The sequence below is a fragment of the Variovorax sp. VRV01 genome, assembly GCF_014852545.1.
Lineage (GTDB): Bacteria > Pseudomonadota > Gammaproteobacteria > Burkholderiales > Burkholderiaceae_C > Variovorax > Variovorax beijingensis_A.
In genome coordinates this window covers 117,361-130,593 of the sequence record NZ_JACVBS010000004.1, presented here as the reverse complement: position 1 = coordinate 130,593, position 13,233 = coordinate 117,361, and the positions used below count along the sequence as shown (strand labels likewise).

At 68.5% G+C, this 13,233-nt stretch carries 12 protein-coding genes and 1 tRNA gene; 12 read left to right on the top strand and 1 reads right to left on the bottom strand.

Annotated features, from left to right (window positions below):
- The 11 genes from IB278_RS08975 to fae all read left to right on the top strand — a co-directional run bounded on the left by IB278_RS08975 (position 1) and on the right by fae (position 10,358).
- Positions 1-981, top strand: a complete 981-nt coding sequence (locus tag IB278_RS08975) for an acetyl-CoA carboxylase carboxyltransferase subunit alpha (protein ID WP_145745014.1) — start codon at positions 1-3, stop codon at positions 979-981.
- A 32-nt stretch (positions 982-1,013) separates the two neighbouring features.
- Complete coding sequence (tilS, locus tag IB278_RS08970; RefSeq protein WP_145745016.1) at positions 1,014-1,991, top strand: tRNA lysidine(34) synthetase TilS; 978 nt, start codon at positions 1,014-1,016, stop codon at positions 1,989-1,991.
- Positions 1,992-2,061: 70 nt separating this feature from the next.
- Positions 2,062-3,330, top strand: a complete 1,269-nt coding sequence (locus IB278_RS08965; RefSeq protein ID WP_145745019.1) for an aspartate kinase — start codon at positions 2,062-2,064, stop codon at positions 3,328-3,330.
- A gap of 26 nt (positions 3,331-3,356) precedes the next feature.
- Positions 3,357-3,449 (top strand) — tRNA-Ser (locus IB278_RS08960).
- Between the two features lie 228 nt (positions 3,450-3,677).
- Complete coding sequence (locus IB278_RS08955; RefSeq protein WP_145745021.1) at positions 3,678-4,721, top strand: beta-ribofuranosylaminobenzene 5'-phosphate synthase family protein; 1,044 nt, start codon at positions 3,678-3,680, stop codon at positions 4,719-4,721.
- 68 nt (positions 4,722-4,789) lie between these two features.
- The gene (locus tag IB278_RS08950) at positions 4,790-5,707 is read left to right on the top strand and encodes an NAD(P)-dependent methylenetetrahydromethanopterin dehydrogenase (RefSeq protein ID WP_145745023.1); all 918 of its coding nucleotides are present in this window, start codon (positions 4,790-4,792) and stop codon (positions 5,705-5,707) included.
- A gap of 14 nt (positions 5,708-5,721) precedes the next feature.
- Positions 5,722-6,864: an ATP-grasp domain-containing protein gene (locus IB278_RS08945; RefSeq protein WP_145745025.1), complete on the top strand. Its 1,143-nt coding sequence runs from the start codon at positions 5,722-5,724 to the stop codon at positions 6,862-6,864.
- Complete coding sequence (gene mch / locus IB278_RS08940; protein WP_145745027.1) at positions 6,861-7,868, top strand: methenyltetrahydromethanopterin cyclohydrolase; 1,008 nt, start codon at positions 6,861-6,863, stop codon at positions 7,866-7,868. The genes IB278_RS08945 and mch overlap by 4 nt, the downstream gene beginning before the upstream one ends.
- Before the next feature lie 2 nt (positions 7,869-7,870).
- Positions 7,871-8,821 (top strand): ATP-grasp domain-containing protein, encoded by a 951-nt coding sequence (locus IB278_RS08935; protein ID WP_145745029.1) that lies wholly within the window; start codon positions 7,871-7,873, stop codon positions 8,819-8,821.
- Positions 8,822-8,823: 2 nt separating this feature from the next.
- Entirely contained in the window at positions 8,824-9,762 is a 939-nt protein-coding gene (locus IB278_RS08930) for a triphosphoribosyl-dephospho-CoA synthase (protein WP_186454208.1), read from the top strand.
- 83 nt (positions 9,763-9,845) lie between these two features.
- Positions 9,846-10,358: a formaldehyde-activating enzyme gene (gene fae / locus IB278_RS08925; protein WP_012748178.1), complete on the top strand. Its 513-nt coding sequence runs from the start codon at positions 9,846-9,848 to the stop codon at positions 10,356-10,358.
- Positions 10,359-10,436: 78 nt separating this feature from the next.
- On the opposite strand, the gene IB278_RS08920 is transcribed toward fae, so the two are convergent.
- Positions 10,437-10,868 carry a dihydroneopterin aldolase gene (locus IB278_RS08920; protein ID WP_145745224.1) on the bottom strand — a complete coding sequence of 144 codons (432 nt, stop codon included), beginning with the start codon at positions 10,866-10,868 and terminating at the stop codon, positions 10,437-10,439.
- Positions 10,869-11,168: 300 nt separating this feature from the next.
- Between IB278_RS08920 and IB278_RS08915 the strand changes: the two genes are divergently transcribed.
- A complete protein-coding gene (locus tag IB278_RS08915; RefSeq protein ID WP_145745033.1) occupies positions 11,169-13,223 on the top strand; it encodes a sigma-54-dependent Fis family transcriptional regulator in 2,055 nt (684 codons plus the stop codon).
- Positions 13,224-13,233 lie beyond the last annotated feature (10 nt).

Genomic DNA, 13,233 nt, shown 5'->3' with positions numbered 1-13,233 from the left:
TTGGCGAAACGAACCTTCCTCGACTTCGAGCAGCCCATTGCTGAACTCGAAACCAAGATCGAAGAACTGCGCTATGTACAGACCGAATCGGCGGTCGACATCTCGGAGGAAATCGACCAGCTCGGCAAGAAGAGCCAGCAGCTCACCAAGGACATCTACAGCGACCTGACGCCCTGGCAGATCACCAAGATCGCGCGGCATCCGGAGCGGCCCTACACGCTCGACTACGTCAACGAGATCTTCACCGACTTCGTCGAACTGCACGGCGACCGGCACTTTGCCGACGACCTTTCCATCGTGGGCGGCCTGGCGCGCTTCAACGGCACGCCCTGCATGGTGCTCGGCCACCAGAAGGGGCGCGACACGAGGGAGCGCACTGCGCGCAACTTCGGCATGAGCAAGCCCGAGGGCTACCGCAAGGCGCTGCGCCTCATGAAGACGGCCGAGAAGTTCAAGCTGCCGGTCTTCACCTTCGTCGATACGCCCGGTGCCTATCCGGGCATCGATGCCGAGGAGCGCGGCCAGTCCGAGGCCATTGGCCGCAACATCTACGAGATGGCGCAGCTCGAGGTGCCGATCATCGTCACCATCATCGGCGAAGGCGGCTCCGGCGGCGCGCTGGCCATTTCGGTGGGCGACCAGCTCGTGATGCTGCAGTATTCGATCTACTCGGTCATCAGCCCCGAAGGCTGTGCCTCCATTCTCTGGAAGACCAGCGACAAGGCGCAGGAAGCGGCCGATGCGCTCGGCATCACCGCGCACCGCCTGAAGGCGCTGGGCCTGGTCGACAAGATCGTGAACGAGCCGGTCGGCGGCGCGCACCGCGACCATCGCCAGATGGCCGCCTTCCTCAAGCGCGCGCTCAACGACGCCTTCCGCCAGGTCAGCGACCTGAAGCCGAAGGAACTGCTCGAGCGCCGCTACGAACGCCTGCAGAGCTACGGGCGCTTCAACGACACCAAGGCCGACACCGGCAGGTAAAGAACAAGCCAGCCCAGCGCGCTGCTCCTTCCATGAACGAAGCCTTCGAACGCGCCATGGCCGCGTTCGAGCCGGCGCATCTGCCGCTGGCGGTGGGCTTCAGCGGCGGAGCGGATTCCACGGCCCTGCTGGCCGCTTGCGCTTCGGCCTGGCCAGGGCAGGTGCTCGCGTTTCATGTGCACCACGGACTGCAGGCGGCAGCCGATGAATTCGAACGCCATTGCGCGGCGGTGTGCGAACGCCTGGGCGTGCCGCTGGTGGTGCACCGCGTGGACGCACGCCATGCGCAGGGCGACAGCCCCGAAGATGCGGCGCGCCGCGCCCGCTACGACGCCTTTGCAGCCATGGCGCGCATGGATACGGCGCTCGGCGCTATCGAATCGATAGTCCTCGGGCACCATGCCGACGACCAGGTCGAAACCCTTTTGCTGGCGCTCTCCCGGGGCGCCGGTCTGCCGGGCCTCGCGGCCATGCCCGCGCATGCGCGGCGCAACGGACTGGACATCTACCGGCCGCTGCTGGCGGTGCCTGGGGCCGACATCCGGGCGTGGCTGAAGGGCGTCGGCCTGCCCTGGATCGAGGACCCGACCAACGAGGACGAGCGCTACACCCGCAACCGGATCCGCGCCGTGCTGCTGCCCGCGCTGGAGCGGACCTTCCCGCAGTTCCGCGCCACCTTCGCCCGCAGCATCGGCCATGCCGCGCAAGCGCAGGAACTGCTGGGCGAACTCGCGGCGCAGGACCTGGCGGTGGTGGGCAACCCGCCCCGCATCGCCGCGCTGCAGGCGCTTTCACGCGCGCGGCAGGCCAATGTGCTGCGGCACTGGCTGATGCAGGCACACGGCTGCGCGCCCAGCGCGGCGCAGCTCGACCAGCTGCTGGACCAGGTTCGCGCCTGCACCACCCGCGGCCACCGGATCCACCTCAAGGTGGCCAATGGATTTGCCCAGCGCAGGGGCGATCTGCTGCATTGGTACAATTCCGGGCCCTCGCCCAAGGCTTCGCGCTGACGGCTTGCAGGGCGCCGCGCTGGCACTCGGGGGTGCAGCACCGGCCCTTTCTTATTCTCTGAATTCATCCATGGCATTGATCGTTCACAAATACGGCGGTACGTCGATGGGCTCGACCGAGCGCATCAAGAATGTCGCCAAGCGCGTCGCCAAGTGGGCGCGCGCCGGCCACCAGATGATCGTGGTCCCGAGTGCCATGAGCGGCGAGACCAATCGCCTGCTCGGCCTGGCCAAGGAACTGGCGCCGAGCAAACCGAGCGAGGCCCACGGGCGCGAACTCGACATGCTCGCCTCGACCGGCGAACAGGCTTCTTCCGCGCTGCTGGCCATTGCGCTGCAGGCCGAAGGCATGGAAGCCGTGAGCTACGCGGGCTGGCAGGTGTCGGTGCGCACCGACAACTCCTACACCAAGGCGCGCATCGAAAGCATCGACGACGAGCGCGTGCGTGCCGACCTCGACGCCGGCAAGGTGGTGGTGATCACCGGCTTCCAGGGCGTGGACGACGACGGCAACATCACCACGCTGGGCCGCGGCGGCAGCGACACCTCGGCCGTGGCCATTGCGGCGGCGATGAAGGCGCACGAGTGCCTGATCTACACCGACGTCGACGGCGTCTACACCACCGACCCGCGCGTGGAGCCCGATGCCCGACGCCTCTCGACCGTGAGCTTCGAAGAGATGCTCGAGATGGCGAGCCTGGGCTCCAAGGTGCTGCAGATCCGCTCGGTGGAATTCGCCGGCAAGTACAAGGTGCCGCTGCGTGTGCTCTCGAGCTTCACGCCGTGGGACATCGACATCAATGAAGAGGCCAAGTCCGGCACGCTGATCACTTTCGAGGAAGACGAAAACATGGAACAAGCCGTCGTATCCGGCATCGCTTTCAACCGCGACGAAGCCAAGATCTCGGTGCTCGGCGTGCCCGACAAGCCGGGCATCGCGTATCACATCCTCGGTGCCGTGGCGGATGCCAACATCGAGGTCGACGTGATCATCCAGAACCTCAGCAAGGACGGCCGGACCGACTTCAGCTTCACCGTGCACCGCAACGAGTACGCGAAGACGGTCGACCTGCTGCAGTCGAAGGTCATGCCCTCGCTGGGCGCGACCGAGATCGTGGGCGACACCAAGATCTGCAAGGTCAGCATCGTGGGCATCGGCATGCGCAGCCACGTGGGCGTTGCCAGCAAGATGTTCCGCGTGCTGAGCGAAGAGGGCATCAACATCCAGATGATTTCCACCAGCGAGATCAAGACCTCGGTCGTGATCGACGAAAAATACATGGAATTGGCCGTGCGCGCCCTGCACAAAGCCTTCGATCTGGACCAACCGGCCGCCTGATGGTGGCATAATCTCGGCTTCTTTCAGGAACTGTGACCGAGTGGCCGAAGGTGCTCCCCTGCTAAGGGAGTATGGGGTGTAGAGCCTCATCGAGGGTTCGAATCCCTCCGGTTCCGCCAGATAGCAAACAAAAACGCCCCTCACGGGGCGTTTTTCATTTGGGGCGCTGCGCCGCAGCCGCGACTCCCGCCGCGGCCCCGCGCGCCGTGACACATTGTCCCGCTCCTGGGACATCGGCGGCCTCCTGAACGCGCCCTGGCCCCGGTGCTCCCTCTGGGCGCATGGACGGAACGGCCCTTGCTACGACAAGCGGGTCCATGACCTCGCCTCGTCGCACACCGCCGCCCATGACTTCCGCCGACCTCGCCTTTGCTTCCAGGCTCGACCAGAGCGTTCGCACGGTGGACGTGAGCGCGCCCGGGCGCCTGCACCTGGGCTTTCTGGACCCCTCGGGCTCGCTCGGGCGCGCGTTCGGCAGCCTGGGGCTGGTGATCGACGGCTTCACCACCGACGTGGAACTGTCGGCGTCCGCGGTGGACCACCTGGCGGCCGACACGCCGGCCGGCGAAGCGGAACTGGCCCGCGCGGCGGACTATCTGGCGGTGTTGAAGCAGCGCAGCAGCCGCCACGCGCCGCTGTCGCTGCGGCTGCGCCATGCGCTGCCGCCGCATGCGGGCTTCGGCTCGGGCACGCAGCTCGCGTCGGCCATCGGGCGGGCCTTTGCCGAATGGCATGGGCTCGGTCTGGACACGGGCACGCTGGCGCACTGGCTCGGGCGTGGCCTGCGCTCGGGGATCGGCATTGCGGGTTTCGACAGCGGCGGCCTGCTGCTCGATGGCGGCCCGGGCGCCGACGGGCTGCCCGCGCCGCTGCTGTCGCGCATCGAGTTTCCGGAGGAATGGCGCGTCATCGTGGTCCAGGATCCCACGCACAAGGGCCTGTCGGGCGGCGCGGAGAAGAAAGCCATTGCGGCCTTGCCGCCCCTGCCGCAGGCAGGCGCGGCCGAGATCTGCCATCAGGTGCTGATGCGGGTGCTGCCCGGCGCCGCGCGCGCAGAGTTCGCGCCGTTTGCCGCGGGCATCAACCGCATGCAGCAGCTGCTCGGCGAGCACTTCGCGCCCGCGCAGGGCGGCATCTACACGAGCGCGGCGGTCGGGCGGCTGATGCACTGGTTCGCGGATGCGAGCCGCGGGCACGATGTGGCCATCGGCCAGAGTTCGTGGGGCCCCACGAGTTTTGCGATCGTGCCTTCGCACGTGCGGGCCGAGATGCTGGTCGATGCGGCGCGTGCCTCCGGACAGCTCGACCCGCGGCTCGAGCTGCGCATCGTCTCGGGCCGCAACCGCGGGGCGGTGGTGCGGGGCCGTGCCGCCGAGCCGCGCAACCGCTGAATCCTGCTGGCGCAGGCCACCCGACGCCTCAACCTTCCACACATCAACATCAACCAACGCAGGCCCTCATGGAACGTCCCCGCATCCTCCACATGTTCACCCCCGGCCAACAGATGAGCCCGTTCGACATCAACATGGCGGCGGACGCCGGCTACCAGATCATCGTGCCCTACTGCGAAGTGGGCCTGGACCGCATCACCGGACTGACGCAGGACACCATCTTCTCGCGTGGGCCCAAAGGCGTGGCACGCACCGGCATCTTCATCGGCGGACGCGACGCGCAGCTGGCGGCCGACATGCTAGAGCGCGCGCGGACGTCGATGGTCAAGCCCTTCGTCGTCTCGGCGATGGCCGATCCGAGCGGCGCCTACACCACGGCCGCGGCCATGGTGGCCTGCGTCGAGGCCGCGCTCAAGCGCCACCATGGGCAGGGACTGGAAGGCCAGCGCGTGGTGATCCTCGGCGGCACGGGCCCGGTGGGCCGCGTGGCCGGTGTGATCGCGGCGCAGGCTGGTGCCGAGGTGTACCTGTCCAGCCGCAACGGCATCGACGCGGCGCAGGAAGCGGCCGACGAAACCGGGCAGCGCTTCGGCGTGAAGCTGCACGGCCTCTCGGGCGGCGACCCCGACGCCGTGCGCCGCTCCATCGCCGATGCCGACGTACTGCTGGCCTGTGCGGCCGCGGGCGTGCAGGTCGTATCGAGCGAGGCGCTCGGCGCCGCGACGCGGCTCAAGGTGGCGGCCGACGTGAACGCCGTGCCCCCCGAAGGCATTGCCGGCGTCGGCGTGATGGACGACGCCAAGCCATTGGCCGGCACGCAGGCCGTGGCCATCGGCGCGCTGGCGGTGGGCAACGTCAAGTACCAGACGCAGCATCGGCTGCTGGTGCAGATGTGCGAGGCTGAAAAGGCGCAGGTGCTGAGCTTTCCCGAAGCCTTTGCGGTGGCCCGCGCGTTCCTGGTCGAGCAGGCCGGAAAGACGGCTTGAAGCCCGCGGGCACCATGCAGACGATCGTCGTTGCCGCCATCTCTGCGCGCGCCATGGCCGAGGCGGCGGCGAGCGATGGCTTCCAGGTGGTCGCGCTCGACCTGTTCGGCGATGTCGACACGCGCCGCGCGGCCTCACGCTGGCTGCCCATTGGCGCGCCCGGCAGTTTGCAGATCGATGCGGCCAGCGTCCTGGCCGCGCTGCGCACGCTCGCAGAGGCTGGCGAACCGGTGCTGGGCTGGATCGCAGGCAGCGGCTTCGAAGGCGAGCCCGAATTGCTGGAAGAGGGCGCGGCCGTGCTGCCGCTGATCGGCACCGCGCCCGCGGCCGTGCGCCGCCTGCGCGATCCGGCCGCCTTCTTCGGCTTTCTTGCGGCGCAGGTCATACCCTTTCCGCAAGTGCTGCTGCAGCCGCCCGAGGATCCCGCCGGATGGCTGATGAAAGACGCGCACGGCTGCGGCGGCTGGCATGTGCGCCATGCGCCGTGGTCGATGGACGAGCCGCCGTCCTCGCACCACTACTTCCAGCGCGAAATGGCCGGGCTGCCGATGTCGGCCACCTTCATCGCCAACGGCCGCGATGTGCACGTGCTCGGCTTCAACGAGCAGACCGTACGCCGCTTCGGCACGCGGCCTTTCGTGTTCTGCGGCGCCGTCGGGCCGGTGCCCGTGGCAGAGGCCATCGCGCGCCGCGTGACGGCCATCGCGCGCACGCTGACTGCGGAGTTCGAGCTGCGCGGCCTGTGCAGCCTCGACTTCATGCGCGACGGCGACGCCATCGGCGTGCTGGAGGTCAACCCGAGGCCGCCAGCCAGCATGAGCCTCTACAAGGCGCCCGCCGGTTCGCCGGGCGTGATGCAGGCGCATCTGCGTGCCTGCCTGCATGGCGAACTGCCGCCGCCGGTGCCATCGCATGCGCAACAGGTCGAAGGCCTCGAGATCGTGTTCGCGCGGCAGCCGCTGCAGCTCGACGCGGCCTTGGCGCAGCGCCTTGCCGCATGGCCCGGCATCCGCGACCTGCCCGAAGCCGGCCAGCGCTTCGACATCGACGACCCCGTGTGCACCCTGACGGCGAGCGGAAGCAGCGCGCAGCAGGTGCGCACCCGCTTGGACGAAGGCCGCGAGCGGCTGCTGCAATCACTGGAGACCAAGGCATGAGCAACACTTCCCCGCCCGCGGCCGCGTCGGGCCTGAGCGTCAACCTGCTGGCCCGCCCGCTGGTCGAGCGCCTGCTGGCCGATGCCGATGCGCTCGGGCTGCAGCTGCGCCGCGACGACAGCGGCGCGCGCATCGTCGATGCCGGCATCGAGGCACGCGGCAGCGTGGCGGCCGGCTTGCAGATCGGCGAGATCTGCATGGGCGGGTTGGGGCATGTGAACCTGCGCAGCGGCGGCAGCGCCGAGGGCTGGCCCACCTGGCTCGACGTGCGCAGCTCGCAGCCGGTGCTGGCCTGCCTTGGCAGCCAGTACGCCGGCTGGAGCCTCGCGGCCACCAAGGAAGAGACCGGCGGCAAGAAGTTCTTTTCGCTTGGCTCGGGGCCGGCGCGCGCGCTGGCGGTCAAGGAAAAACTTTTTGCCGAACTGGGCTACCGCGACCATGCGCCCTGCGGCGTGCTGGTGCTGGAAGTCGATCGCGCGCCGCCGAAGATCGTGATCGACAAGCTGCTGCGCGATTGCGGCCTGGCCGCCGAAGCGCTGACCTTGATCCTCACGCCCACCACCAGCTTGGCGGGCACCACGCAGGTGGTGGCGCGTGTGCTCGAGGTGGCGCTGCACAAGGCGCACGAGCTGGGCTTTGCGCTGGCCAACATCGTCGACGGCGCCGGCACCGCGCCGTTGCCGTCGCCAAGCGCCGATGGCGTCGAGGCCATGGGCCGCACCAACGACTCCATCCTGTACGGCGGCCGCGTGCACCTGACGGTGCGCGGCGACGACGGCGCGGCGCGCGAACTGGCGCGTGCGCTGCCGTCGCGCAATTCACGCGATCACGGGCGCTCGTTCGCCGAGATCTTCAAGGAGGTCGCGTACGACTTCTACAAGATCGATGGCGCCTTGTTCGCTCCGGCCGAAGTGTGGGTCAGCAACATCGACAGCGGCAACACCTGGCATGGCGGCGCACCCGACATGGCGCTGCTGCAGCGGCTGTGGCTGCAGGAGGCCTGACCATGCGCATCGTCATCATGACGGACGAGATCGGCTGGCACACGCGCCAGCTGCAGGCCGCGCTGCGCGCACGCGGCGCGGTGGGGCGCTGCGTTGACCTGGCCGACTGCAACATCGACACCACCGCGGCATGGCATGGCCTGGTCATTCCCGGCTACGGCCGCGAGCTGCCCGATGCGGTGCTGGTGCGCGGCATCGCCGGCGGGAGCTTCGAGCAGGTCACCAAGCGCCTTGGCGTGCTGCATGCGCTGCGCGAACTGGGCGTGCCGGTCTACAACGATGCGCGCGCCATCGAGCGCACAGTCGACAAGTCGATGACCAGCCTGCTGCTGCATGCCGCGCACATTCCCGCGCCCGCCACCTGGGCCACCGAATCGGCGGCGCAGGCGCGTCGCATCGCCATGCGCGAGATGGCCGCGGGCCATGCGCTGGTGCTCAAGCCCCTGTTCGGCTCGCAGGGCAAGAACCTGCAGCTGGTGGGCGAGGTCGACGGCGTTCATCATCCGATGCCCGACATCGATGCGCGCTACGCGGGCCTGGCCTATCTGCAGCGCTTCGTGCCGCCCATGGCCTCGCCGGGTTTCGACTGGCGCGTGATGGTGGTCGGCGGGCGCGCCGTCACCGCGATGCGGCGCGTCAGCATGCACTGGATCCACAACGTGGCCCAGGGCGCGCGCTGCGAGCCGGCCGTGCTGGAGCCCGCGCTCGCCCAACTGGCCGAAGGCGCGGCGCAGGCGCTCGACATGGACTACGCGGGCGTGGACCTCATCGCCGCGGCCAGCGGGCCGAAGATCCAGGTGCTCGAGGTCAATGGCGTGGCCGCCTGGCAGGGGCTGCAGCGCGTGACGGGCTTCAACATCGCGCGCGCCATCGTCGACGACCTGCTCGACCGCAAGCTCGCGCAGGCGCGCCGCCGCGCGCAAGAGAGCCTGCCGCCGGAGCGCCGCGCCTGATGATGAACGCGCGGCAGCTGGCCATCGAGCGTGCGCGGGCCTGCTTCCTGCGCGCGTGCTGGCTCGACGTTGCCGTGCGCAAGCCCGGCAACGTCAGCCAGGCCTCGCCCGGCCATGGCATGCAGGCGTCGATGTTCATTGCCAGCGCCCAGGCCGCGGCCGGGGCGCTGTTCGAGCCGGGCCTGCGCGTGGGCGAGCGCATCGAGGCCGCGGTAGAGGCCACCTGGGCGGTGGCCGGGTGCAACACCAACCTCGGCATCCTGCTGCTGTGCGCGCCGATTGCGCTGGCGGTGGAGCAGCACCCCCACGCCGGAACCCCCGCGGCCCTGCGCGCGGCCGTCGAGGGCGTGCTGGCCACGCTCGACATCGACGATGCCCGCGCCGCCTATCGCGCCATTGCGCGCGCCCATCCCGGCGGACTGGGGACAGCACCGACCGAAGACGTGCGCGATGCACCCAGCGTCGATCTGCGGGCCGCCATGGCCCTTGCTGCGGACCGCGATCTCATCGCGCGGCAGTACCGCGACGGCTTTGCGGATCTTTTCGCCCTGGCGTTCCAGGCGCCAGTCCACCCGGCGGGCTGCAGCGAAGCGCCGGCCGATGCCGAAGCGCCGCCCGATGCGGCCACTGTGGCTTCGGTCCAACGGCTTTACCTGGCCTGCCTGAGCGCCTTTCCTGATTCACACATTGTTCGAAAACACGGCGAGCGCGTGGCACAGACTGTCATGACGGCGGCGCAGGCCTGGCAGGGGTGCGCCGGTGCCGGCGTCGCGCTCGATGCCGACCCCGGCTTCGCCGCCTGGGACCTCTCCCTCAAGGCCGCAGGCGTCAACCCCGGGACCAGCGCCGATTTCACCGTGGCGGCGCTTCTGCTGTCAGGCTGGATCCGCTCGTGCGCGGCGCCCGCGCGCGAGGCGGCGAACGGATGGCACGGATCGTGATACCCATGGCTTTGCGCTGGTCTTCCTGACCGGTGTCGTATTGACCCTAAACACCTTGGACCTCTGAGAGGAGACTCGAAACCATGGCAAAAATCGATCGACTGATGGTGGGCGAATCGCTCGTTGGCGACGGCAATGAAGTCGCCCATATCGACCTGATCATCGGACCGCGCGGCAGCGCTGCCGAGACAGCCTTCGCGAACGCGTTGACGAACAACAAGGACGGCTTCACTTCGCTGCTCGCAGTCGTGGCTCCCAACCTGCTGACCAAGCCGGCCACCGTGATGTTCAACAAAGTGACCATCAAGGGCGCCAAGCAGGCGGTGCAGATGTTCGGGCCGGCGCAGCGCGCCGTGGCGCTGGCGGTGGCCGACAGCGTCGAGGATGGCACCATCCCCATGGCGGAGGCGGACAACCTGTTCATCTGCGTCGGCGTGTTCATCCACTGGCTTGCCGACGACGACAAGAAGATCCAGGACTACAACTACCAGGCCACCCGCGAGGCCATCCAGCGTGCCGTGGCCGGCTCGCCGACCGCCGCGGAAGTGGTGGACAAGAAGGGCACCACGGCGCATCCGTTCGCTGCCCACCTCTGAGCCGCAAAACAAAAAAACCGACGCGTGGACCGCGTCGGTTTTTTTGCTGCTGCCGCATGGTGCGGCGAGTGTTCGTGTTCAGTGCTTGGCGGGCACCATGCCGCTCGCAAGGAAGTTGAGTACGGTGGCGCCGTGCCCCAGCTTCGAGGCGCGATGCGTGGGCGCATGGCGCTCGATCTGCACGCCCACGGCCTGCACGTCATCGAACTTGCGCGGCTTCACCACCTTCACGCGAACCCAGCTGGCGCCGAACTCGTCGATGAGGATGTCGGCAATGGCTTCTGCAAAGGCTTCGAGCAGTTGCAGCCGGTGCTCGGCCATGAGCCGCACCAGCCGTTCGCGCACCATGCCGTAGTCGATGGTGTCGCCGATGCGGTCGGTGTCGCAGGCACGTGCGCGGGGCACGCCGGCATGCACGTCGATCAAGAGGGGCTGCGGATGATGCAGTTCGGAGTCGTGGATGCCGATCACCGTCTGGCCGCTGAAGCCCTCGATGAAGATCAGGTCCATGGGCGCGGCTGCCTCGGCGGCGTCGGGCGATGCGTTCGACGCATTCGGGGAGGAAAGGCGGGCGATGGAAGGACGCGGGCTGGTGTTCAAGTGGTGTCTCCAGTGATCGAATATGTTTGAAAGTGTGTCTGGCGGCATGCAAGCCCACCCCAGCGAGATTCGTCAACGCAAAATGCAGGCCAGAGACCGGACCCGCTCCGGCATTGCCAGTGCTTGGTGTTTCACCGGGTGCGCGGCAGGCCGGCAGGCACAACAATGGGCCGAACAAGGAGACACGATGGAACGCGCCGGAGAACTCCAATGACATTGACGCTGAGGCAAGGCGATCGACACGCTGACCGTGTGCTCGACGTGGTGAGGCGAGGCTTTCACGAAGAGGGCAACGACCTGGTCACGCGCTCGTGGAGCCGCTGCCTGAACCAGTACCAGCTCGATCCGGGCCGCCCGCGCGAACCAGTGGTCATTGCATCGTCTGCGCTGCAGAGTCGGCGCAACCAGCATGCCGACGTCATCGAGTGCGCGCGCTACGAGATGACCACGCTCTACCAGCAACTCGCCGACGCCGAGTCCGCCGTGGTGCTGACCGATACCGATGGCGTGATCGTGCACATGGTGTCCTCGCCCGAGTTCGCCGCCGAAGCGGAGCCCATGGGCCTGCGCGCCGGCGGCATGTGGGGCGAGGCCGAGGCCGGCACCAACGGCATGGGCACCTGCCTGGCCGCGGCGCATCCGATCTCCGTGCGGCGCGAAGAGCATTTCTTCAGCCACTTCACGCAGCTCACCTGCTCGGCGGTGCCGGTGTTCGATCCGTCCGGCGAGATCATCGCGGTGCTCGACGTGACCAGCCGCTCCAGCCTCATGCAGCAGCACGTGCTGGTGCTGCTGGGCATGACGGCGCGCATGATCGAGAACCGTCTCATCGACAAGCGCTTCTCGAATGCGCATCCGCTGCACTTCCACAGCCGGCCCGAATTCGTCTACACGCTGCACGAGGGCAAGCTCGCCGTCGGCGACGACGGGCGCATTCTTGCCGCCAACCGCAGCGCCTTGTTCCAGCTCGGCCTGCAGTCGATGGACGAGATCCGCACGCAGCGCATCGACGACCTGTTCCAGACCTCGCTCGAGGACATCGTCCAGCGCAGCCTTTCTTCTTCATTCCATCCGGTGGTGGCCTACCGGGCCAATGCGGCGCTGCGCTTCTTCGCGGTGGCGCGGCGGCCGGCCTCCGATGCCGCCACGCCGGCCCGTGCGCGCGTGGCGGGTGCGGCAGGCACGGCATCGATGGTGTCAGAGACGGGCGCCGACTCCTTCCGTGCGCCATTGCGGCCAGCGGCCGCGCGTGCACCGAGCGTTCGCACCTTCAAGGACGCGCGGCTCGTCGCGCACCTGGACACCGCGCGGCGCGTGGTCGCGCGCCGAACCCCGGTGCTGCTGTGCGGCGAGACCGGTTCGGGCAAGGAAGTATTCGCGCGCGCCATCCACGAAAGCAGCCCGCATGCAGAAGGCGCCTTCGTCGCGGTCAATTGCGCGAGCCTGCCCGAGACGCTGATCGAATCCGAACTCTTCGGCTACAAGGCCGGCGCCTTCACCGGCGCACAGCGCAGCGGCCGGCGCGGCAAGATCCTGCAGGCCGATGGCGGCACGCTGTTCCTCGACGAGATCGCCGACATGCCGCTGGAGCTGCAGGCCCGCCTGCTGCGCGTGCTCGACGAGCGCCAGGTCACGCCGCTGGGCACCGAGGACACCCATCCGGTGGATTTCCAGCTCGTGAGCGCGAGCCACCAGCACCTGCCGAGCCTGGTGCGCGAAGGCCGCTTCCGCGAAGACCTCTACTACCGGCTGGCCGGCATCGAGCTCGACCTGCCCGCGCTGCGCGACCGCACGGACAAGCGCGATCTGATCCACGACGTGCTCAAGGACGAAGGCGGCAGCGACAGCCGGCTCGGCGAAGAGGCCGAGCGCCTGCTCATGGCCTATTCATGGCCCGGCAACCTGCGGCAGCTGCGCCACGTGCTGCGCAGCGCCGCCGCGCTGGCCGACGGCAAGACCATCACGCGGGAGCACCTGCCTTCGCTGGCGGTGCGCACGGCGCCGTCGCCATTGCCCGCGCTGGCCCATGCGGCTGCAGCGTCCTCCGAACCGGCCGATACGGCCGCGGACGCAGCGCCGTCCGATGCGGCGCCCGCCATCAAGCAACTCAACCCGATCCAGGCCAACGAGCGGCAGGTGCTGCTGCAGATGCTCGAGCAGCATCGCTGGAACGTGAGCAACGTCGCCAAGGCGCTCGATGTCAGCCGCAACACCCTGTACCGAAAACTCCACAAGCTTCACATCGAGATCTCTCCACCCGATTGAGCCTCAAGGC